The sequence below is a fragment of the Sphingomonas qilianensis genome, from assembly GCF_039614825.1.
Classification (GTDB): Bacteria; Pseudomonadota; Alphaproteobacteria; order Sphingomonadales; family Sphingomonadaceae; genus Sphingomonas; species Sphingomonas qilianensis.
In genome coordinates this window covers 45,808-66,961 of the sequence record NZ_JBDIMF010000007.1, presented here as the reverse complement: position 1 = coordinate 66,961, position 21,154 = coordinate 45,808, and the positions used below count along the sequence as shown (strand labels likewise).

The window sequence follows — 21,154 nt, the reverse complement described above, 5'->3', positions numbered from 1 at the left end:
AGGCGCGATGAAGGCCAACGCCAATCAGGTCCGCGCGGCGATCGACGCACCGGGCTCTGACATCCGCCTGTTCCTGCTGCACGGCCCCGATGAAGCGGGCGCGCTGGATCTCGCGCTGCGGCTGGCGCGGCGCATGGGCCCGGAGGCTGAGCGCGTCGATCTCGAACCCGCCGCGCTGAAGTCCAATCCCGGCCGGCTGACCGATGAAGCGGCGTCGCTGTCGCTGTTTGGCGGTGCGCGGCATATCCGCATTGCCGGCGCGGGCGAGGAATGCCTGGAGGCGCTGACCCTGCTGCTGAGCATGGAGCGCGCGGGCAACCCTGTGGTGGCGATCGCGCCGTCGCTCAAGGGCACGGCCAAGGTGGTCAAGCTGGCGCAGATGTCGCCCCGCGCGATGGCGCTGGCCTGTTACATGCCTGAGGGCGCGGACGCCGACAAACTCGTCTCGACGATCGCGCGCGAGCACGACATGCGCACCACCGGCGACACCGCGACGCGGCTGGCCGCGGCGACCGGCGGCGATCGTGCGATCATGACCCGCGAGCTGGAAAAGCTCGCTCTATATCTCGATGCCGGCCCCGATCGGCCGCGCGAGATCGACGACGCCGCGCTGGATGCGATCGGCGCGGATATCGGCGATGCCGAAATGAGCCGCGCGATCGATGCAGCGATCGATGGCCGCGCCGATACGCTGGGCATGGAGCTGGCGCGGCTCGATGAAGCGGGCGTCTCGCCGATCCCGGTGCTGCGGCAATTGGCCCGGCGGCTGATGACGCTGGCCGAGCTGCGCGCGCAGGTCGACGCTGGCGCCGGCGTCGCGCAGGTTACCGAAAGCGTCTTCTTTCGCGAGAAGGCCATCACCGCGCGGGCGCTGCGCCATTGGCCGAGCGAGCGGCTCGCCGCGGCGATCGATCGCGTGCGGCAGGCCGAGCGCGCGATGATGGGCGCGGCCACCGCCGGCCCGGTGCTGGCGGCACAGGCGATCGTCGCGGTGGCGCGGATCGCCGCCCGCCAGCGCTGACCCCGCGTTAGCGCTTGGGCGTGGCCAGCGTGATGATCGAGACGCCCGGCGTCATCGGCACGCGGCCGACCATATGCCGCTCCAGCCGGAAGATGCGTTCGAACAAAGCGTTGACCGGCTTGGGCGGCGGCGAATCGTCGCTGTCGTCGCGCCCGGTCATCCGCCCCAGCAGCCGCGCGGCAGCGGCCAGCGGAAAAAGCAGCGAATTGAAATAGCCGAGCTTGTGCGGCTCCAGCCCGGCCTGGCGGAGCGCGGCGGCGAGGCTCTTTTTCGAATATCGCCGGTGATGATGATTGACCACGTCGTGCGCGCTCCACAACCACTGGTGCGCGGGCACGGTGATCAGGATCTTGCCGCCGGGCTTGAGGCACGTTGCCATGGCCTGCAGCGCGGCGATATCGTCCTCGATATGCTCGACCACATCGAGCACGGCGATCAGATCATAGGCCGCGCGCTCTACGCCGGGAAGGATCGGCAACGGCGCATCGCTGACGTCGCGCCCGAGCCGCAGCGCGGCGATATCGCGCGCGGCGGGATCGATCTCGATCGCATCGACGGCACCGAAGCTCGCCAGCATCGGCAGATTGTGCCCGGTGCCGCAGCCGATCTCCAGAATGCGCGCCTCGGCCGGCAGATCGGCCTCGCGCGTCAGATAATCGGCGAGAATATCGCGCCTCGCGCGATACCACCAATGCGTGGAATCATGTGCCGCCATGCGGTCGTAAACGATACGGTCCATTAGCCAAAAACCCATTGCCGGTTGAGCGCGAAAGTGGCGATCGGCGTGATCAGCACGACCGGTATCAGCGGCACCCAATTGGGCTGGTGCAGCAGGCCGGTCAGCACCCAGGTGAAACCCGCGTTGAGAAGCAGCCCGAAGCCCTGCACCGCGATGAATTTGAGATGTTGCCGCCCGCTCGTATCGCGCGTGCCATGCCCCTTGAAGCTCCACGCGCTGTGCAGGAAGAAGCCCGCCGTCACCGCCACCGCAAAGGCGAACGGCACGGCGTAGACGGCGTGGTTGGGCGCAAAGACATGCGCCGACAGCGGCAGATATACCGCCGAATAGATCAGCGTCGAGATCAGCCCGGCAATGCCGAAGCGGATCAGCTGCCCGAGCACGCCGCTTGCCCGCATGCTTTCTATCTGTCTGATGATCGCAGTCACGTGCGCCTTGCCCTTTGTGCGCGCCGCACTAGAGCGCGGGGGCTGGCGAGGGAAGCATTTTGAACGATTTCGCAAAAACCGGGCTGTGGCTGAAAAGCGAACTCGATCGCCACTGGCTGCGCTTCACGCTGATCGCCTGGGCGATCCTGCTGCTGTGGTTCGTATGGGACCGCTGGCACATGATCCAGTGGCTGTCGCTGGGCGATACCGACGATAACATGCGCCTGGCGCAGGTGCGCGCGCTGCTGAGCGGGCAAAGCTGGTACGATCTGCGGCAATATCGCCTGAGCCCGCCCGCCGGATTCGACATTCACTGGAGCCGCATCGTCGATCTGCCGCTCGCCGGCCTCATTCTGCTACTGCGCCCGTTCGTGGGCACCGCCGAGGCGGAGCGGCTGGCCTGCGGCATCGCGCCGCTGCTGCCGCTGTCGATCGCGCTGCTCGGGCTCGCGGCGACCGTGCGGCGGCTGGTCAGCCCGATCGCCTGGCCGCTCGCCATCGTATTGCTGCTGTGCTGCGGCACGACGATCTCGATGTTCATGCCCGATCGGATCGATCATCACGGCTGGCAATTGGCCATGCTCAGCCTGACCGTCGCGGGGCTGGCCGATCCGCAGCAGCGCCGCGGCGGGCTGATCGTCGGCCTGTCGAGCGCGGTATCGCTCAATATCGGGCTCGAATTGCTGCCCTATGCCGCGATGGCCGGTGCGATCATCACCTTGCGCTGGGTGTGGGACCGCGCGGAAGCGGCGCGGCTCTCGGTCTATGGGCTCACGCTTGCCGGCGGCAGCGGGATCGGCTTCGTGCTGTTCGCCTCCAACGCCAATCAGGTGCTGCGCTGTGACGCGCTGACCCCGGTATGGCTCAGCGTCATGGTGGTCGGCGGCGGCTTCCTGTTCCTGCTGGCACGGCTCAATCCTGCCGAGCGCTGGGTGCGGCTGGCGCTGGCGCTCACGGCCGGAGCGATCATCGGCGCCGGCTTCGCCTGGATGTTTCCGCAATGCCTGGGCCGCCCCGAACAGGTTTCGCCCGAACTGGCCAAGAGCTGGCTGAACAACGTGCGCGAGGCGCGACCGATCTACAAACACCCGTTCCGCATGGCCTTTCCGATCGTCGCGCTGCCGGTGGTCGGGCTGATCGGCGCGGGGCTTGCCACCTGGGCCGCGCGCCGGCACCCGAGCATCACCGGCTGGGTGCCGGTGCTGCTATTCTCCGCCTTCGCCGCCTTGATGCTGCTGTGGCAGGCACGCGCCGGGCCGGCGGCGCAGCTACTGGCCGTGCCCGGGATCGTCGCGCTGGCCTGGCTCGGTCTGCCCTGGGTGGTGCGGCATCGCGGCATCGGCGTGAAGATCGCTGGCGGCGTCGTGGCGCTCGCCGCGCTGGCCGCGATCTTCTCCGGCCCGCTGATCCGATATCTGCCGATCGACCGGCCGAGCAAGCGCGTGCAGGTTGTCAACCGTGCCTCCGGCCTGTGCATGACGGTGCCCGCGCTGAAACCGCTCGACCGCTTGCCCAGACAGGTCATCTTCACCTTTGTCGATCTCGGGCCGCGGCTGATCACCGTCACGCATCATGACGCCATCGCCGGCCCCTATCACCGCAACGGCGATGCCATTCTCGATGTGCAGCACGCTTTCTCGCGCTCGCCCGACAATTTCCGCGCCACCGCCAGGAAATATGGCGCGACGTTGCTGCTGGTCTGCCCGAACATGGCGGAATCGACGGTCTATCGCGCGCGCCACCCCGGCGGGTTTTACGACCGGCTGGCGCATAACGAGCTGCCGGCCTGGCTGACCCCGGTGGCGCTGCCCAGGAAATCGCCGTTCCGGTTGTTCCGGATCAGCTGACCGCTCTCCGTCTCAGTGCAGCGCGATGCGGATCCCGTCGATCACGAACTGCACCGCCAGTGCCGCCAGCAGCACGCCCAGCAGTCGCGTGATCACCGCTTCGATCTTGGCGCCCAGCACGCGCATGATCGGCCCGGCGGCGAGCAACGCCAACAGCGTCAGTAGCAGGATCGTCGCCAGCGCGCCCAGCACCACCGCAGAGCGCTCCAGCCCGTCATTGCGCCCCATCAGCAGCATGACGGAGGCGATCGATCCCGGCCCGGCGATCATCGGCATGGCCATCGGGAACACCGAAACGTCCTCCACTTCGGGAGTCTCGATGATCTTTTGCGCGCGATCCTCGCGGCGCTGGGTGCGCTTTTCGAACACCATTTCGAGCGCGATCAGGAACAGCATGATGCCCCCCGCAATGCGGAAGCTGGACAGCGAAATGCCGAGCGCATTGAGCAGATCCTCGCCGAACAACGCGAACACGATGAGGATTGCGCTCGCCACCAGCACCGCGCGCACCGCCATGGCGCGGCGCTCTACCGCGCTGGCGCCCGCGGTCAGCCCGGCATAGATCGGCGCGCAGCCGGGCGGATCGATCACCACGAAAAAGGTGATCAGCGAGGAAATATACAGTTCGATCACAGCGCGCGGTCGTCCTGCGCAAGCCCCGCGCGACGCTGCGCCGAGATCAGCGTGTTGCGCAGCAGGCAGGCAATGGTCATCGGCCCGACCCCGCCCGGAACGGGCGTCACTGCCGCCGCCACGCTCATCGCGCCGGCGAAATCGACATCGCCGACCAGCCCGGTATCGGTGCGATTGATGCCGACATCGATCACGGTCGCGCCGGGCTTGAGCCATTCGCCGCGCACCATCTCGGGCCGCCCGACCGCCGCGACGACGATATCCGCGCGCGCCACCACCGAGGCCAGATCGCGTGTGCGCGAATGCGCCACCGTCACCGTGCAGCTTTCGCCGATCAGCAATTGCGCCATCGGCTTGCCGACGATGTTCGATCGCCCGATCACCACCGCGTCGAGCCCGCTCAGATCACCGAGCGTGTCCTTGAGCAGCATCAGGCAGCCATACGGCGTGCAGGGCACGAAACCCTCGATCCCCGTCGCCAGTCGCCCGGCATTCACCGGGTGGAAGCCATCGACATCCTTGTCGGGGTCGATCCGCGTGGTCACCGCGCGTTCGTCCATCCCCGCCGGCAGCGGCAACTGCACGAGGATGCCATCCACCGCCGGATCGGCGTTGAGCGTATCGATCAGCGCGAGCAGTGGTTCCTGCCCGACATCGGCGGGCAGGCGATGTTCGATGCTTTCCATCCCCGCCTCGCGCGTCGCCTTGCCCTTGGCGCGGACATAGACGGCGCTGGCGGGATCCTCGCCGACCAGCACCACGGCCAGCCCGGGCGCGCGCCCGGCCGTGGCATGGAACGTGGCGACCTGTTCGCCGATGCGCGCGCGCACTTGCGCGGCAAAGGCTTTTCCATCGATGATTTGAGCGCTCATGCCGCCGCCTCATAGAGGCGCTGGGCGATCTGTGCCAGCATCGTAACGTCCCCCCGAATATGCAGCCGCTTTAGCCGTGCGGTATCGCCGGCGATCACCGTCACCGCGCCTTTGGCCACGCCGAACAGCTTGGCCACCAGCAGCACCAGCGCGGCATTGGCCGCGCCCTCGACCGGCGGCGCGGTCAGCCGAGCGACAAAATGATCGGGCGTGCCGGCGGCGATGCTATCGCGCGCCGATCGTGGCGTGACCCTGACGGCGATGGCGATGCCATCGTCGCGCAGGGCCCAGGCCGGCATCAGACCGTAACGGCGGGCGGCGCGTAGAATTGCACCGCAAGATTGGGAATGATGATGTTCATCAGGATGTAGAGGATCAGCAGCACAACGAGCGGCGACAGATCGAGCGCGCCGAAATCGGGCAGGATGCGGCGGATCGGGCGGTACAGCGGCTCGGTCATGCGGCGCAGCGCTTCCCACACCGTGCGCACGGCATGGCTTTGCGTGTTGATGACGTTGAACGCGATCAGCCAGGACAGGATCGCCTGAATGACGATGATCCACCAGATGACGTTGAGGAGCACCTGGACGATCTGCAGGATAACGATCAATTACGGTCTCCGGATAGGCTTGGTCGTTCCCCGATAGCGCATGCCGCTATCAGGGAACAACCGCTTACCCGTCATCACCTCCCCATTGGGTCAGGCGTACACCGGTTCGGCGGTCTTTTCCGGGCGCGCAGCGGGGGCCACGATGCGCTCGGCCACGCCGACCGCCGCGATGTGCGTACGGCGGGCCGCGCCGAGCGGTCCGGCCGGCAACGGATCAGCGCGGCGCAGCTTGGCGATCGCGCGACGGTCGAGCGCCTCGTCTCCCGAGCTGCCAACCAAGCGGATATCGGCGATGTGGCCGTCTGGCTCCACGGTGAAGGCAAGCATCGCCGTGCCGGTGCGGTAGCCAGTTTCCGGCAGCATCGGATCGGGCTGCGTGGCCTGCGCGATGGCGGTGCCGAGATCGGCGATCCAGCGGTCGAGATCGGGCGCGTAGCTGGCGGCGTGCATAAGCGTGCTCCTGCGGAATGCGAGAGCCTCGCTTAGCAACGTGGTGTGACCTCAGCGCGACAGCGCGGTGACGTTCGCGACACGAAAGCGTCATCCGCTTGTCATGCGCCTCGCCGCACTCCTCAGCGATGCACCAGCGTCCCCGCTCCCTCCCGCGTGAAAATCTCCAGCAGCATGGCATGCGGTACGCGCCCGTCGAGAATGACCGCCGCATCCACCCCGGCCGCGACCGCATTGACGCAGGTTTCGAGCTTGGGGATCATCCCGCCGCTTACCGTGCCATCGGCGCGTAGCTCGGCGATCCGCGCCGGATCGAGATCGGTGAGCAACTCTCCCTGCTTGTCGAGCACCCCGACGACGTCGGTCAGCATGAACAGCCGCGATGCGCCAAGCGCCGCGGCGATCGCCCCGGCCATGGTATCGGCGTTGATATTATAGGTATGGCCGTCCGCGCCGATCGCGATCGGCGCAATCACCGGGATGATGTCGGCCGCGGACAACGTATCGATGATGCGCCGGTCGACGCCCACCGGCTCGCCGACAAAGCCCAGATCGACATGCCGCTCGATGCCCTGCAACTTGTCCGGCGTGTTCCGTCCGACCTTCTCGGCCGTGACAAACCCGGCATCCTTGCCCGACAGGCCGACCGCGCGACCGCCGGCCTGGCCGATCCAGCCGACGATTTCCTTATTGATGTTGCCGGCGAGCACCATTTCGGCGATCTGCGCAGTCTCCGCATCGGTGACGCGCAAGCCATCGACGAAGCGCGATTCGACCCCCAGCCGCTTGAGCATCGCGCCGATCTGCGGGCCCCCGCCATGTACCACCACCGGATTGATCCCGACGGCTTTGAGCAACACGACGTCTTCGGCGAAATCGCGCTGCAGCTCCGGGCTGCCCATGGCATGCCCGCCATATTTCACGACGAACGTCGCGCCGGCATAACGCTGCAGATAGGGCAATGCCTCGACGAGCGTTTCGGCCTTGGCAAGCAGGCTAGGCGAAGGAGAGTGATCGGTCATGCGCGCCCTTTAGCTAGAAGGTGCCGCCAGCGAAAGCGCCGGCCCAACCCTTTACCGTCACCCCAGCGAAAGCTGGGGTCTTTCGGAGGCGCGCGGTGTACCCGCCCCATGGAGATCCCAGCTTGCGCTGGGATGACATGGTGGAGCAGGTCGGGATCACACCCGGTCCAGCCGCCGCCCCAGCGCCACCACCAGATAGATCAGCGGCGGCACCAGGATCAGCGACAGCGCGATCTTGGCCAGCATCTGCCCGGCGATCAGCTCGCCGATCGGAAACACGCCGTAAAACGCGATCGTCGCGAACAGCAGGGTATCGACCACCTGGCTCAGCACGCTGGCAATGGCCGCGCGGAACCACAATAACTGCCCGCCCTCGCCCCCTTTGAGCGCCGCGAAGATCGTCACGTTCAGCGTCTGCGAGATGCCATAGGCGATGATCCCGCCAAGCCAGATGCGCCAGGTCGCGCCCAGCACCAGCTGGATCGCATCGCGATTGGCCGGCTGCATATCGGGCGAGGCGGGCAGGAAATGCACGATCCAGGAGAGCAGGATCGACACGATCAGTGGCACGAAGCCGATCCGCACCAAGGTGTTCGCCGCCTTGGGGCCATGCAGCTCGGCGACCGCGCTCGATACGATGACGAGCAGCAGGAAAGCGAAAATTCCCGCCTCCACCGCCAATGGCCCCAGCCCGAACATCGGCCCGATCGCCGAGAGCGGCCCCAACGACACCTGTTTGTTGCCGAGCACGCCGGCGATGCACACCATGCCGCCGTAGAAGATCGAGAAGAAGAAGAGCGAGCGTGGAAATGCCGGTGGCGTCTGGTTCATCGCGGCGACGCTACCGGCTTTCGCCCACGCGTCAATCGCGCCGGCAGCGCCGGATCGTTGCTTCGCCAGCGCAATTTTCTTGCGCATGCCGCAAAAACTGGGTGAAGCTGCCCTAAATTGAAGGGCGACGGGCACGCAATGAACAGGTTTTTGATCGGTATTGCGGGCATCGCAGTGATCCTCGGCATCGCCATCTTATTATCGAACGATCGTCGCGCGATCCGGCTGCGCGTGGTCGGCGCGGCGTTCGCGCTGCAGGCCGGCATCGCCGTGCTGGTGCTCTATTCCAGCGCCGGCAAGATGATCCTCGGCGAAATGTCGGGCGGGGTGGCCAATCTGCTCGGCTATTCGCAAAAGGGCACCGAATTCCTGTTCGGCAAGATGGCGACCCCCGAAATCGGCGGGCAGAGCTTCGCCATCGCCGCCTTGCCGGTGATCATCTTTTTCGCCAGCCTGGTGTCGATCCTCTATTATCTTGGCATCATGCAATTCGTGGTGCGCTGGGTCGGCGGCGCGATCGAATGGGTGATCGGCGTATCGAAGGTCGAATCGCTGTGTGCGGCCGCCAATATCTTCGTCGGGCAGAGCGAATCGCCGCTGGTTATCCGCCCCTATCTCGCCGGGCTGACCGCGCCGCAGCTGTTCACCGTGATGACCAGCGGCATGGCGGGCGTCGCCGGCACGATCCTCGCCGCCTATGCCTCGATGGGCATCCGCATCGATTATCTGCTCGCCGCCAGCTTCATGGCCGCGCCCGGCGGCATCCTGATGGCCAAGATCATGATGCCCGATCGGCTCGGCGCGCCGGAGGGCGAACTGCCGCTCGGCGACGTCCCCGACAATCATGCCGGCGAACCGCTGCCGCAGGCGACGCATGACGAGGAAAAGCCCGCCAATTTGATCATGGCCGCGGCGCAAGGCGCGCAGACCGGCGTCAAGCTGGCAGTGGCGGTCGGCGCGATGGTGCTGGCGTTCGTTGCCTTGGTCGCACTCGCCAACGGGCTGCTCGGCGGCATCGGCGCGTGGTTCGGCTATCCCACGCTCAGCTTCCAGGGCCTGCTCGGCTATATCTTTGCGCCGATCATGTTCCTGTTGAACGTGCCGTGGAACGAGGCGGGGATCGCCGGTGGCCTGTTCGGGCAGAAGATCGTGCTCAACGAATTCGTCGCCTATATCAGCCTGGGCACGCAGACCGGCTTGTCGGCGCGCACCGTGGCGGTGATCACCTTTGCGCTGTGCGGCTTTGCCAATTTCAGCTCGATCGCCATCCAGATGGCGGTGACCGGGAGCCTTGCGCCCAACCAGCGCCCGATGATCGCCAAATTGGGGCTGCGCGCGCTCGCCGCGGGCAGCCTGGCCAATCTGATGTCCGCTGCGCTGGCCGGTTTGTTGATCGGCTGAGCCCGGCCGGCCCGGTGCGCACCGGGCCGGCCGCTCAACTCAGAAGTTCACCCGGCCGGTGATGCCGTAATAACGATCCGCCTCGCGCGGGATCAGGTAGCGATAGCTGCCGCCCGGCCCGCCGCTGGTGATCGCGCTGGCGAAGCTCTGGTCGAACAGGTTCTTGACCTGGAAGCTAACGCGGAAGCGATCGTTGTTATCGACGATCCCCGCGGCGAGATCGACCAGACCGTAACCCCTGATCGTCGTCGCCTCGCGCACCACGGCCGAGGCATCCAGCTGCGAGGTTTGCTTCGATTGATACGAGCCTTGTGCGCCCAGCGTAAAATCGACCACGCCGCCGGTACGGATGCGATAATCCGCCCCCAACGAGCCCTTCCATTTCGGCGCATAGCCAAGCGTCGTGCCGCTCGGGATCACGCCCGTCGTCACGCCGTTGGTCGGCACCTTGAACTGATCGATATGCGCGTCGGTATAGGCAAGGCCGCCGCTGAACGACAGATCGCGCACCGGCTGGAAGACGATGTCGAGCTCGGCGCCGCGCGTCGAGATCTCGCCCGCATTGGTAAAGCGCGTGACCAGAACGCCCGCCACGAAATCCGGATTGTTGGCCTGGAAATTGTGATATTTTGCGTAATAGCCCGCCAGATTGAGCACCAATTTGCCATCGAAGAACGTGTTCTTCAGCCCGATTTCATAGGCATCCGCGGTTTCCGGATCGATCGCGTTGGTGCCGGTAGCGGTCAGATTGTAGAAGACGTTGAACGCCGGGCCCTTATAGCCGCGCGAATAGGTCGCATAGGCGGTCGACTGACGGGCAATGTCATATTGTACGCCGGCCTTGCCCGACCAATTGTCGTTGGTCGTCTTGGCGATGAACGGCACGCCATCAGATGCGGCAACGGCCTGCGTCGCGGCGACCGTTGGCGACACGCCAGCGGCGACCAGGCGGATATATTGATTGTTCACGCCGCGATCGAAATTGCCGTTGATCCCCGGGCCCGTCAGCGCGGTGCGGCGGATATGCGACACATCGAGCTGATCGCTGGTGTAGCGCACGCCAGCAATGACGCGGAATCGGTCGGTGACGTTGAACGTGCCCTGCCCGAAGAACGCGAGATTTTTGAACACCGAGCCGAAATCCGCCGTCCCGGTCGGCCGGGTGACGACCGTACCGGTCGTGGTGCACGGCGTCAGCGCGGTCGGTGCTGGCGCCAGCGTGCAGACCAGATCGTCGCGGCGGAACGTCCGCTCGGTTTCGGCGCGCGAATAGAAGGCGCCCAGCACATAGCTGAAGAACTGATCGGACGGCGAGGTCAGCCGCAATTCCTGCGTGAACGTGTTCGACGTCTGCGGCCCGAAGTCGTGAAGCTGGTTAAAGCCGACGTACGCGCGCGGCAGCCAATCGCCGTCGCGGATCTCCTCGTTATCATATTCACGATAGGAGCCGATATAGGTCACCGTCTGCGTGCCGACCTGCGCATCGGCCTGCAGCGACACGCCCCAGCTTGTCTCGTTGGTCGAGGTCACCAGATCCTGGTTCACCGTGCGCGACCTGTCGCCGCGGATATCGGGCAGCACGCTGGCGGTGGCGTTGGTGGGCGTGGTGCCGATCACTTCGGCGCAGCAATCGTCCTTCGATTTGCGGTAATCGGCGATCAGCGTGAAGGTCAGGTCTGGCGTGGGATCGGCGACGATCATGCCGCGCACGCCATAATGTTCGTAGCCGTTCACCCGGTCGTTATCCTGCGCGATGTTGCGGATATTGCCGTCGTAATTGCCATAGAAACCGGTGAAGCGGCTTTTGACATTCTCGCCCAGAGGCACATCCACCGCGCCGCGCACGCGATACTCATTACCGTTGGTGTAATAGCCGCCTTCCAGAAAGCCGCCAAAGTCGTCGCCTGGTCGCTTGGTGACGATGTTGATCACCCCGGCGCTGGTGTTCTTGCCGAACAACGTGCCCTGCGGCCCGCGCAACACTTCGATCCGGTCGATATCGATCAGGTCACTGAACGCTTCGCCCGCGCGGCTATAGACCACGCCGTCGACCACGGTGGAGATGCTCGGCTCGCCCGCGATCGAGAAGGTCGAGGTGCCCACCCCGCGCAGGAACAGCGACTGGTTGATCGCCGTGCCCGATTTGCGGAAGTTGAGCGTGGGGACGAGATATTGCGCGCCTTCCAGGTTGAGCGCACCCTTGGCGGCCAGCTGGTCGCCCGAAATCACCGAGATCGCCACCGGCACGTCTTGCAAGCGTTCGCTGCGCTTTTGCGCGGTGACGACGATGTCGCCGGGTGTCACGCTGCCGGTGTCGGTCGGCTCGGCGGTTTGCGCGTCCGCGCCGGTTGTCGCGGCGGACACGCCCGCGGTGCCGGCATCCTGCGCCAGCGCCGGGGCAGCGATTAGCGCGAGCAATGCCGCACTCGATAGATACAGTGCCTTGGTCATCATCGTCTCCCAAATTCCCATTCGTTCGATGGGTATTGTTGTTGTCGTCACTCTGTCAGCGCAATCAGGCTTTGCCACGGCAAAGCCCGGCTTCGCCCTCACATGCCCAGTTCATGCATCTCCACCACGCGATGCTCGCGCGCGCTGATCTCCGCCGCGGTGCCGATCGCCACCGCCATCAACCCATCATGCGCGGTGACCTCGACCGGTCCTGCCCCGCGCACCGCGGCGTTGAATTTCTGATGCTGGTAAAAGGTCGAGCCGTGATGGCTGCCGGCGTTGAGCGCGGTCTCGTCAGTATGGACGATGCGGCGCTCGACCTTCTTCTCGTTGCGAAAGCCGACACGCGGCGAATAGACCAAAGCGCCTTCGGGGATCAGCACGTCGAGGCGCGCCTGGTCCCCCACGGCGGCAATCTCTTCCTGATTTTCCGCGCCATCGGCGAACATCGACAGATCAAGCATGGCGCGCACCCCGTTATCAAAATCGACCGTGGTATAGCTGTTGTCGATGATGTCCGGCGTCTCGCCGTCATAACGCTCGTCCAGATGATTCACGTCCATCGCGCCCGAGCAATAGACGCGCACGGCTTCGGCGCCGGTGATCAGCCGCATCAGATCAAAGAAATGGCAGCATTTTTCGACCATCGTGCCGCCGGTGTTACGGCTGAAGCGATTCCAGTCGGCAACTTTTTCGAGAAACGGAAAACGATGCTCACGGATCGACAGCATCTGGAGCCGGCCGATGCGGCCATCCTTGATCTCGCGGATGAACTCGACAGCGGGTGGCATGTAGCGATATTCCATCGCCGTCCAGAACACCTTGTCCGTCGCGGCCGCGCGCTCCGCCACCCAGCGAGCATCATCCATCGTCGTGGCCAGCGGTTTTTCGCACAGGATGTGCAGGCCGGCCTCGAACAGCGGCTCCAGCACCAAGCGGTGCGTGTAATTGGGGCTGGCGACGATCACCGCATCACATAATCCGCTGGCGGCGAGCGCCGCGGCGCTATCGAACGTCGGCACCGATCGCCCCAGCGCGGCCTGGCTATGATTAAGCGAACTCGGCGTCGGATCGGCGAGCGCGGTGACCACCGCGCCGGGCGTGATCGCCAGGTTGGTGATATGCTCGACACCCATCATGCCCGCGCCGACAAGCCCATAACGTACTTGCTCTACCACGCATCCAGCCCCTATGTATGACAACGATGTCTGAAAACGATCATAAGCCCGAAATGCGGTCGCTCGGCAAGAGCGGATTGCTGGTTTCCCCAATAGCCTGGGGGATGTGGCGCTTCGCCGGCGTTTCGCCGACCGAGGGACGCACGCTGATCGAAGCAGCGTTCGATGCCGGGATCAATCTGTTCGACACCGCCGATATTTACGGTTTCGATGGCGCGGGCGGGTTTGGCGATGCCGAATCTCTGCTGGGCGAGGTGTTCGCCGCCACGCCCGGCTTGCGCGGGCGCATGGTGTTGGCGACCAAGGGCGGGATCACCCCGCCGGTGCCGTACGATTCGAGCGCGCGTTATCTGGAGGACGCGCTGGATGCCTCGCTCCGCCGGATGCGCACCGATCGTGTCGAACTGTATCAGATCCATCGCCCGGATATTCTGACGCATCCGCAGGAAGTCGCGCGGACGCTGGAGAAGATGCTTGCAAGCGGCAAGGTCGGCGCGATCGGCGTATCCAATTATACGGTTGCGCAGATCACCGCGTTGGCCAGCTTCCTGACCGTGCCGCTCGCCACCGTACAACCGGAATTCTCGCCGCTAGAACTGGAGCCGATCACCAGTGGGCTGGTCGATCTGGCCATGGCGCGCGATATCACCGTGCTCGCCTGGTCCCCGTTGGGGGGCGGGCGCATTGCTGAGCCGGGCACGGCGCAGGAACGCGCCGCCGCGCACGCCTTGGATGTGAAGGCCGAAGCGGCCGGTGTAAGCCGCGCAACAGCGGCGTATAGCTGGATCATGGCGCATCCCGCGCGGGTGATCCCGATCGTCGGCACGCAGAATGCCACGCGCATTGCCGAGCTTGCCGATGTCCACTCGGTGCGTTGGTCGCGCCAGGAATGGTATGACGTGCTGGTCGCCGCGCGCGGGGAGAAACTGCCGTGACCGCCCGCCCGCCATGCGAAGTCAGCTGGTTTTCCGCGCTATGCGACGATGACTATGAATTTCTCGGGCAGCCCGATGCCAAGCTGAAATCGAGTTGGGAGCATTGCCGCGATATCGTGCTGCAGGCCGAAAGCGGCGGGTTTGACAATATCCTGCTGCCCTCGGGCTATGCGCTGGGCATCGATACCACCGCTTTTGCCGCCGCGATCGCGCCGATGCTCCGGCGCATGGCATTGCTCATGGCCGTGCGCGTGGGCGAAAGCTGGCCGCCGCAGCTGGCGCGGCAGATCGCCACGATCGATCAGCTGCTTGGCGGGCGGCTGACGGTCAACATCATCTCTTCCGATCTGCCCGGCGAGACGCTGGCCAGTGCGCCGCGTTACGCCCGCACGGTGGAGGCGATGCACATCCTCAAGACCTTGCTCAACGGCGAGGCGCTCGATCATGACGGCGACTTCTGGAAGCTCAAGGTCGCGCCGTCAGGCGTGCGCACCGTTTCCGGCAAGGCGCCTCCGCTCTATTTCGGTGGCCTCTCCCCCGATGCGCGCGAGGCTGCGGCCAAGGGCTGTGACGTGTTCCTGATGTGGCCCGACAAGAAGGAAACGATCGCCGCGATCATGGCCGACATGGACGCGCGCGCCGCTGCGCACGGGCGCACGCTGCGCTACGGCTATCGCGCGCACGTCATCGTCCGCGATACCGAAGCGGAGGCGCGTACCGCCGCCGATCGGCTAATCGCCAAGCTCGATGATGCCGAAGGCGCCGCGATCCGCGCCAAATCGCTCGATTCGCAGTCCGCCGGCGTCGCCGCGCAAGCCGCGCTGCGCGAAAACGCTGCCGACGATGGCTATGCGGAGGACAATCTGTGGACCGGGGTGGGGCGCGCGCGCTCCGGCTGCGGTGCGGCGATCGTCGGCGATCCCGATCAGGTGCTGGCCAAGATCAACGGCTATCGCGACATGGGCATCGAGGCGTTCATTCTCTCGGGCTATCCGCATGCTGCCGAGGCCGATCTGTTCGCGCGCCACGTGCTGCCGCAGATCGATCACGCGCCATTGGCCCGCTGATCGGTTTTCGCATCGGCGGCGCCGATCGCGGCTTGTCGCATGGCCGACAAGCGGAGATATGCAGCGCATGCGATGCCGAGGGACGATATGATGGCCGATAGCGAATTCCAGCCCCTGGTCGTCGGCATCGGCGGCACGATCGGCGGCGTCTCCTCGACCGAACGCGCGCTGAAGATCGCGCTCGACGCCGCCGGCCGCCAGGGCTTCCGCACGCGCATGTTCGGCGGCGCGGACATGGGTCGCCTGCCGCTCTACAACCCCAAGGCGACCACGCGCACGCCCGAGGAGCAGGATTTCGTCGAGACGATGCGTGGAGCCTCGGCGCTGATCATCGCCTCGCCGGGCTATCACGGCAGCATTTCCGGCGTGGTCAAGAATGCGCTCGATCTGCTCGAGGAAACCGCGCGCGATGCGGAGCGCCCCTATCTCGCCGACATGCCCGTAGGGCTGATCGCCACTGCCTATGGCTGGCAGGCGACTGGCAGCACGATCGCCGCGCTGCGCTCGATCGTCCACGCGCTGCGCGGCTGGCCGACGCCGTTCGCCGCCGCGATCAACACGCAGCTGACCAAGTTCGATGACGAAGGCGGCGCCAGCGATCAGGCGGTGCTCGATCAACTGTGCATGGTCGGCACGCAGGTCGCGCGGTTCGCACCGCTGCAGATCCATACCAATGGCTGAACTTGGCCGTCGCGAGGCGCTCGGGCTGATCGGCGCCGGCGCCGGCCTGGCCGCCATGCCCGCGTTGGCGCAAGCATTAGTCGATCTCCGACTTCCCGGCGGCAACGGCGCGCGCGCGATGACCGGCGATTTCCCGGAAAAGGGCAGCATGATTTTGCAGCGCGGCCGCGCGCCGTTGCTGGAAACGCCGCTCGACGCACTCGACGGACAGGTCTTCACTCCCAACGACCGCTTTTTCGTGCGCTGGCATTACAGCGATATCCCGACATCGGTGGACGTGCGGACGTTCCGCCTCACCATCGGCGGCGCGGTGCGCCGGCGGCTGTCACTGTCGCTGGCCGACCTGCTGGCCATGCCGCGCGTCGAGCTTGCCGCGGTCAATCAATGTTCGGGCAATTCGCGCGGTCTGTTCAGCCCGCGCGTGCCCGGCGCGCAATGGGGCAATGGCGCGATCGGCAATGCCAAATGGGTCGGCGTGGCCTTGCGTGACGTGCTCGATCGCGCCGGCGTGGCGCCCGGCGCGGTGGCGGTGAAACTCGGCGGGCTGGACAAGCCGCCGCCCGGGGCGCCAGCATTCGAAAAGTCGCTGGCTATCGATCACGCGCGCGATAGCGAGGTGATGATCGCGTTTCAGATGAATGGCGCGCAACTGCCGCTGCTCAACGGCTTTCCCATCCGGCTGATTGTGCCGGGCTGGTATTCCACCTATTGGATCAAGGCGCTCGACCGGATCGAGGTGCTGACCACGCCCGATACCGGCTATTGGATGGACAAGGCCTATCGCATTCCGGCGACCCCCGGCCCCGATGTCATGCCCGGCGCGAAGGATTTCCCTACCGTGCCGATCAACCGCATGCTGCCGCGCGCGTTTTTCACCAATATGGGCGATGACGCGACGGTGACGGCGCGCTCGCCATTCTACATCCGCGGCCTGGCCATGGGGGGCACGCATGGCGTCACGCGCGTCGATCTGTCGATGGATCATGGCCGCAGTTGGCATGCCGCGCCGCTGGGCCCCGATGAAGGCCGCTATGGCTTCCGCTTGTGGGAAGCGACTGTGCCCGGTCTCAGTCCGGGCCGCTATCGTCTGGCGCTGCGCTGCACCAACAGCGCCGGGCAAACCCAAATCGCGCAACCGATCTGGAACCCCGGCGGCTTCATGCGCAATGCGATCGAGAGCATCGCGGTGAACGCAACATGAGTCGCCGGACGATCGCTGTTGCCGTGCTGGCGCTGATGGCGGTGCTGGCGATCGGCTGGATGCTGATCCCCCGGCCCGATGCCAGCGCGCCGCGGGGAGACGATGACACCTCGGTCTCCGGCGGCGGCATCACGCTGACCTCGGCGACGATCGCCCTGCCTGAGGAAAGTGCCGCGCTCCCGGCCGGCAGCGCGCTGATCACCGCCAATTGCACCGCCTGTCATTCGGTCGAGATGCTCACCGCGCAACCACCGCTCAATGCGGAGAAGTGGCAAGCAACGATCGACAAGATGCGCGGCGTGTACAAGGCGCCGATCGCGCCGGGTGACGACCAGGCGTTGATCGGCGCCCTGCTCGCGCTGCCCGCGCAACGGCCTGCGTCGACCGCGAAATAGCGGTTAGCGTGCGCGTACCGCTATTACGTAGATGATCGCGGCGATCGCCGCGAACACGAACCATTGCACGGCATAAGCCAGGTGGTTGTTGGGGATCGACGACAGATCCGGCACCGGATTAGCCGCTAGCCCGGCCGCTGGCGTGGCGGCGATCAGCATCAGCGTCTTGGGGTGCGCAGCACCGATCAGTGACAGTATCAGGGGCTGATCGTCGGGCGCCTGGCTGATATAACCGTGCACCACGCCGCTATTCCACGCCGGCTTGCCGCGCGGCTGGCCGGACAGGCCGAGCTGGACGGCCATGCCCGGGCCTCCGATGCCGGTGCGGCACTGCGCGATCTGGCGCCACCCGGTGGCGCCTTGCGCGGTGCGCCCCGAGCGCTCGATCCAGTTGATGGGCCCGATACAGGTGCCGACAGCCTTGCGAAACAGCAGCGCATCGTTGACCGGAATGGCGGGGAAGGCGATTTCGGGAAGCGCGACGTTCGCGGCATATTGCGCGATCATCGCCTCCTTTTCGGCCTTGCGCTGCAATTGCCATACGCCGAGCGCGATCATCAGCGCGACGGCGAGCGCAACGATGATCGTGGCGACGATGGGCAGACGTTTCATCGTAACACCTTGCGCGGTTCGATCATCACCGCTGTCGTCCTCGAGCCAATCGTGACGGGCGCCAGGCGCGTCGCGATCGGCTCGTGGCAGCTCAACCGCCGTGGACCGGTGCGCCCCAGCCGCCCCAGACATAGACGGTGACGAACAGGAACAGCCACACAACGTCGACGAAATGCCAATACCAGGCCGCCGCTTCGAAGCCGAAATGCTGCTTGGGCGTGAAATCGCCCTTATAGGCGCGGATCAGGCAGACGATCAGGAAGATCGTGCCGATCAGGACGTGGAAGCCGTGGAAGCCGGTCGCCATGAAGAAGGCGGCGCCATAATTGATGCCCTTGAAGGGGAACGGCGCGTGCGCGTATTCGTACGCCTGGATCGAGCTGAACAACAGCCCGAGCACGATCGTGACCCACAGGCCCTTGAGCACGCCATCACGGTTGCCGACGCCGATCGCGCCCCATGCACCGGTCTTGTCGCCGCCGCGCTGGCCGTGGATCAGCGCGTGATGCGCCCAGGTGACAGTGGTGCCCGACAGCAGCAGGATCAGCGTGTTGAGCAAGGGCAGCTCAAACGCGTTGATTACTTCCAGGCCCTTGGGCGGCCAGGTTGCCGCACCGGCGGCGGCATCCGCGATCAGCCCGGGCACGCCCTCGATCAGCTCGACGGGTGCCGGGAACAGCGAGAAATCGAAAAATGCCCAGAACCAGCCGACGAAGAACATCACTTCGGAAGCGATGAACAGGATCATGCCGTACCGCAGGTGAAGCTGCACAACGGGCGTATGATCGCCGCGGTTCGCTTCCTTGATCACATTGCTCCACCAGCAGAACATGGTGACGAGCACGCCGAGCAGACCGAGGAAGAACACGACGCCGCCGCCATTAGGCTTATCGACATGGCCGCCATGCATCCACATGATCCCGCCCGCGGCCATCGCCAGCGCCGAGAACGAGCCGATGATCGGCCAGGGATCGGGGTTAAGAATATGATAATCGTGGTTCTTGGCGCCGGCCATGATCGGTCCCTCTGCTATCTCTTTGCAAACGCTCTAGCTGGCTGCTTTCGCAGAATCCACCGTCTTGGGCCGGTAAAACGTATAGCTGAGCGTGATCGTCTTGATATCGCGCGCGTCCTCATCGGCCAGAATCTTGGGATCGACGAAGAACATCACCGGCATGCGCACCGTCTCGCCGGGCTGCAGCGTCTGCTGCGTGAAGCAGAAGCACTGGATCTTGGTGAAATATTTGCCCGCTTGCGCCGGCGTCACGTTGTACGTCGCCATCCCCGTCACCGGCTTGTCGCTGGTGTTGGTGGCGGTGAAGAACGCCATATCGCGCCCACCGATATCGATCGTTTCGGACGGGTTTTCCGGCGCAAATTTCCACGGCAGCTTGGGATCGACATTGGCATCGAAATCGATGCGGATGCGGTTGTCGGTTGCCCCCGGCGCCACCAGCCCGCGCTGTGTGGTGCCGTTAAGCCCGGTCGCTTCGCAGAACATGCGGTATAGCGGGATGCTGGCCCAGGCGAGCCCGGTCATGAAGCAGATACCCAGCACGGCGAGCAGCGCGGTGCGCCCCGGCCCGGTCAGGCTCCGCCGGATCAATGCGGTATCCCTGCCTTGATCTTGGCGATGCTGATCGCGAACACCAGGATCACGAACGCGCCAAGGATCACCGCCATCACGGTCGCGCGCGAGCGCTGACGGGCGCGGATCAGATCATCATTATTGGTCGGTTCTTGCATGGGATCAGATCCAGCGATCGACGACCAGCGCGCCGAAGATGATGAACAGATAAAGGATCGAATAGGCAAACAGCCGCTTTTCCGGGCGCATCGTATCGCCCGGCTGCGTGCGGCGCGTCGCCACTTGCACGACCATCGCGGCGAACACGCCGGTGGTGATCATCGCCACCCAGCCATACAGCGCGCCCGACAGGCCGAGTGCCCACGGCGCGATCGCCGCGGCGGCCATCGGGATGGTGTACAGCCCGATCTGCGTACGCGTGCTGCGCTCGCCCGCCACGACCGGCAGCATCGGCACGCCGGCGGCGGCGTAATCGGTCTTCATGAACAGCGCGAGCGCCCAGAAATGCGGCGGCGTCCACAGAAAGACGAGCGCGAAGAGCAATACCGGCAGCGTGGCGATATCGCCCGTCGCCGCGGCCCAGCCGATCAGTGGCGGAAACGCCCCGGCCGCGCCGCCGATGACGATATTCTGCGGCGTCCGGCGCTTGAGCCACACGGTATAGACCAACACGTAGAACAGGATCGATACGGCCAGGATGCCGGCGGCGACCAGATTGTTGGCGAGCCCCATCAGGATCACCGAAAAGACGCCCAATCCTACGCCGAAATGCAGCGCCGAGCCACGCTCCATCCGCCCGGCAGGCAGCGGGCGGCCCTGCGTGCGCTTCATCTTGCCGTCGAGATCCGCCTCATACCATTGGTTGAGCGCGCCCGCCGCGCCCGCGCCCAAGGCAATGCACAGGATCGCGGTGAAGCCCAGCACGGGATCGATCGACACCGGCGCAACGAGCATGCCGCACAGGCCGGTGAACACGACGAGCGTCATCACGCGCGGCTTCGTCAGCGCGAGGAAATCGCGCCATTCGGCGGGAAGCGGGAGAGTCGCGGCAGTCATGGCTGGGAGGGCTATAGGGTGTTGGAGGGCGCGGGGAAAGCACTCGTCACCCCGGACTTGGTCCGGGGTCCACCAAGGCTTGGCCATTGCTGTTATGATAGTGCATTAACGCCGGCACAGTGGACCCCGGACCAAG

24 protein-coding genes are annotated in these 21,154 nt (G+C 65.5%); 8 read left to right on the top strand and 16 right to left on the bottom strand.

What is annotated here, in order from left to right; all coding sequences use genetic code 11:
• The first annotated feature begins 7 nt into the window (after positions 1-7).
• On the top strand, positions 8-1,021 hold the full coding sequence (gene holA / locus ABC969_RS14840) for a DNA polymerase III subunit delta (protein WP_345865939.1): 1,014 nt from the start codon (positions 8-10) through the stop codon (positions 1,019-1,021).
• Between the two features lie 7 nt (positions 1,022-1,028).
• On the opposite strand, the gene ABC969_RS14835 is transcribed toward holA, so the two are convergent.
• Positions 1,029-1,760 carry a class I SAM-dependent methyltransferase gene (locus ABC969_RS14835; RefSeq protein WP_345865938.1) on the bottom strand — a complete coding sequence of 244 codons (732 nt, stop codon included), beginning with the start codon at positions 1,758-1,760 and terminating at the stop codon, positions 1,029-1,031.
• On the bottom strand, positions 1,760-2,158 hold the full coding sequence (locus ABC969_RS14830) for a GtrA family protein (RefSeq protein ID WP_345865937.1): 399 nt from the start codon (positions 2,156-2,158) through the stop codon (positions 1,760-1,762). Before ABC969_RS14830 ends, ABC969_RS14835 begins: the two co-directional genes overlap by 1 nt.
• A gap of 89 nt (positions 2,159-2,247) precedes the next feature.
• Here ABC969_RS14830 and ABC969_RS14825 point away from each other — a divergent pair, with 89 nt between their 5' ends.
• The gene (locus ABC969_RS14825; protein WP_345865936.1) at positions 2,248-4,035 is read left to right on the top strand and encodes an AcrB/AcrD/AcrF family protein; all 1,788 of its coding nucleotides are present in this window, start codon (positions 2,248-2,250) and stop codon (positions 4,033-4,035) included.
• 12 nt (positions 4,036-4,047) lie between these two features.
• Here ABC969_RS14825 and ABC969_RS14820 read toward each other — a convergent pair whose 3' ends face one another.
• The 7 genes from ABC969_RS14820 to ABC969_RS14790 form a co-directional block, all read right to left on the bottom strand.
• Complete coding sequence (locus ABC969_RS14820; RefSeq protein ID WP_345865935.1) at positions 4,048-4,668, bottom strand: MarC family protein; 621 nt, start codon at positions 4,666-4,668, stop codon at positions 4,048-4,050.
• Positions 4,665-5,540: a bifunctional methylenetetrahydrofolate dehydrogenase/methenyltetrahydrofolate cyclohydrolase FolD gene (folD, locus tag ABC969_RS14815; RefSeq protein WP_345865934.1), complete on the bottom strand. Its 876-nt coding sequence runs from the start codon at positions 5,538-5,540 to the stop codon at positions 4,665-4,667. Before folD ends, ABC969_RS14820 begins: the two co-directional genes overlap by 4 nt.
• Entirely contained in the window at positions 5,537-5,839 is a 303-nt protein-coding gene (locus ABC969_RS14810) for a DUF167 domain-containing protein (RefSeq protein ID WP_345865933.1), read from the bottom strand. The genes folD and ABC969_RS14810 overlap by 4 nt, the downstream gene beginning before the upstream one ends.
• Positions 5,839-6,150 (bottom strand): YggT family protein, encoded by a 312-nt coding sequence (locus tag ABC969_RS14805; RefSeq protein WP_345865932.1) that lies wholly within the window; start codon positions 6,148-6,150, stop codon positions 5,839-5,841. The genes ABC969_RS14810 and ABC969_RS14805 overlap by 1 nt, the downstream gene beginning before the upstream one ends.
• 90 nt (positions 6,151-6,240) lie before the next feature.
• On the bottom strand, positions 6,241-6,600 hold the full coding sequence (locus ABC969_RS14800; protein ID WP_345865931.1) for an energy transducer TonB family protein: 360 nt from the start codon (positions 6,598-6,600) through the stop codon (positions 6,241-6,243).
• A 122-nt stretch (positions 6,601-6,722) separates the two neighbouring features.
• Entirely contained in the window at positions 6,723-7,622 is a 900-nt protein-coding gene (gene argB / locus ABC969_RS14795; protein WP_345865930.1) for an acetylglutamate kinase, read from the bottom strand.
• Positions 7,623-7,778: 156 nt separating this feature from the next.
• The gene (locus ABC969_RS14790) at positions 7,779-8,453 is read right to left on the bottom strand and encodes a queuosine precursor transporter (RefSeq protein ID WP_345866079.1); all 675 of its coding nucleotides are present in this window, start codon (positions 8,451-8,453) and stop codon (positions 7,779-7,781) included.
• A 138-nt stretch (positions 8,454-8,591) separates the two neighbouring features.
• Between ABC969_RS14790 and ABC969_RS14785 the strand changes: the two genes are divergently transcribed.
• Positions 8,592-9,854 carry a NupC/NupG family nucleoside CNT transporter gene (locus ABC969_RS14785; RefSeq protein ID WP_345865929.1) on the top strand — a complete coding sequence of 421 codons (1,263 nt, stop codon included), beginning with the start codon at positions 8,592-8,594 and terminating at the stop codon, positions 9,852-9,854.
• 39 nt (positions 9,855-9,893) lie between these two features.
• On the opposite strand, the gene ABC969_RS14780 is transcribed toward ABC969_RS14785, so the two are convergent.
• Together ABC969_RS14780 and ABC969_RS14775 are read right to left on the bottom strand one after the other, a co-directional pair.
• Positions 9,894-12,305 carry a TonB-dependent receptor gene (locus ABC969_RS14780; RefSeq protein WP_345865928.1) on the bottom strand — a complete coding sequence of 804 codons (2,412 nt, stop codon included), beginning with the start codon at positions 12,303-12,305 and terminating at the stop codon, positions 9,894-9,896.
• A 98-nt stretch (positions 12,306-12,403) separates the two neighbouring features.
• Positions 12,404-13,483, bottom strand: a complete 1,080-nt coding sequence (locus ABC969_RS14775; RefSeq protein WP_345865927.1) for a Gfo/Idh/MocA family protein — start codon at positions 13,481-13,483, stop codon at positions 12,404-12,406.
• Positions 13,484-13,509: 26 nt separating this feature from the next.
• On the opposite strand from ABC969_RS14775, the gene ABC969_RS14770 reads away from it, so the two are divergent.
• From ABC969_RS14770 to ABC969_RS14750, 5 genes are all read left to right on the top strand, one after another.
• The gene (locus ABC969_RS14770) at positions 13,510-14,418 is read left to right on the top strand and encodes an aldo/keto reductase (protein ID WP_345865926.1); all 909 of its coding nucleotides are present in this window, start codon (positions 13,510-13,512) and stop codon (positions 14,416-14,418) included.
• The gene (locus ABC969_RS14765; RefSeq protein WP_345865925.1) at positions 14,415-15,485 is read left to right on the top strand and encodes an LLM class flavin-dependent oxidoreductase; all 1,071 of its coding nucleotides are present in this window, start codon (positions 14,415-14,417) and stop codon (positions 15,483-15,485) included. Before ABC969_RS14770 ends, ABC969_RS14765 begins: the two co-directional genes overlap by 4 nt.
• A 90-nt stretch (positions 15,486-15,575) precedes the next feature.
• A complete protein-coding gene (locus tag ABC969_RS14760) occupies positions 15,576-16,166 on the top strand; it encodes an NADPH-dependent FMN reductase (RefSeq protein ID WP_345865924.1) in 591 nt (196 codons plus the stop codon).
• On the top strand, positions 16,159-17,367 hold the full coding sequence (locus ABC969_RS14755; RefSeq protein WP_345865923.1) for a molybdopterin-dependent oxidoreductase: 1,209 nt from the start codon (positions 16,159-16,161) through the stop codon (positions 17,365-17,367). Before ABC969_RS14760 ends, ABC969_RS14755 begins: the two co-directional genes overlap by 8 nt.
• Positions 17,364-17,762 carry a cytochrome C nitrite reductase gene (locus ABC969_RS14750; protein ID WP_345865922.1) on the top strand — a complete coding sequence of 133 codons (399 nt, stop codon included), beginning with the start codon at positions 17,364-17,366 and terminating at the stop codon, positions 17,760-17,762. Before ABC969_RS14755 ends, ABC969_RS14750 begins: the two co-directional genes overlap by 4 nt.
• 3 nt (positions 17,763-17,765) lie before the next feature.
• Here ABC969_RS14750 and ABC969_RS14745 read toward each other — a convergent pair whose 3' ends face one another.
• From ABC969_RS14745 to ABC969_RS14725, 5 genes are all read right to left on the bottom strand, one after another.
• The gene (locus tag ABC969_RS14745) at positions 17,766-18,374 is read right to left on the bottom strand and encodes an SURF1 family cytochrome oxidase biogenesis protein (RefSeq protein WP_345865921.1); all 609 of its coding nucleotides are present in this window, start codon (positions 18,372-18,374) and stop codon (positions 17,766-17,768) included.
• 91 nt (positions 18,375-18,465) lie between these two features.
• Complete coding sequence (locus ABC969_RS14740) at positions 18,466-19,389, bottom strand: cytochrome c oxidase subunit 3 (RefSeq protein WP_345865920.1); 924 nt, start codon at positions 19,387-19,389, stop codon at positions 18,466-18,468.
• Positions 19,390-19,422: 33 nt separating this feature from the next.
• A complete protein-coding gene (locus ABC969_RS14735) occupies positions 19,423-19,980 on the bottom strand; it encodes a cytochrome c oxidase assembly protein (protein WP_345865919.1) in 558 nt (185 codons plus the stop codon).
• Positions 19,977-20,120 carry a hypothetical protein gene (locus ABC969_RS14730; RefSeq protein WP_345865918.1) on the bottom strand — a complete coding sequence of 48 codons (144 nt, stop codon included), beginning with the start codon at positions 20,118-20,120 and terminating at the stop codon, positions 19,977-19,979. The genes ABC969_RS14735 and ABC969_RS14730 overlap by 4 nt, the downstream gene beginning before the upstream one ends.
• Before the next feature lie 4 nt (positions 20,121-20,124).
• Positions 20,125-21,018: a heme o synthase gene (locus ABC969_RS14725; RefSeq protein ID WP_345865917.1), complete on the bottom strand. Its 894-nt coding sequence runs from the start codon at positions 21,016-21,018 to the stop codon at positions 20,125-20,127.
• Positions 21,019-21,154: the final 136 nt, after the last annotated feature.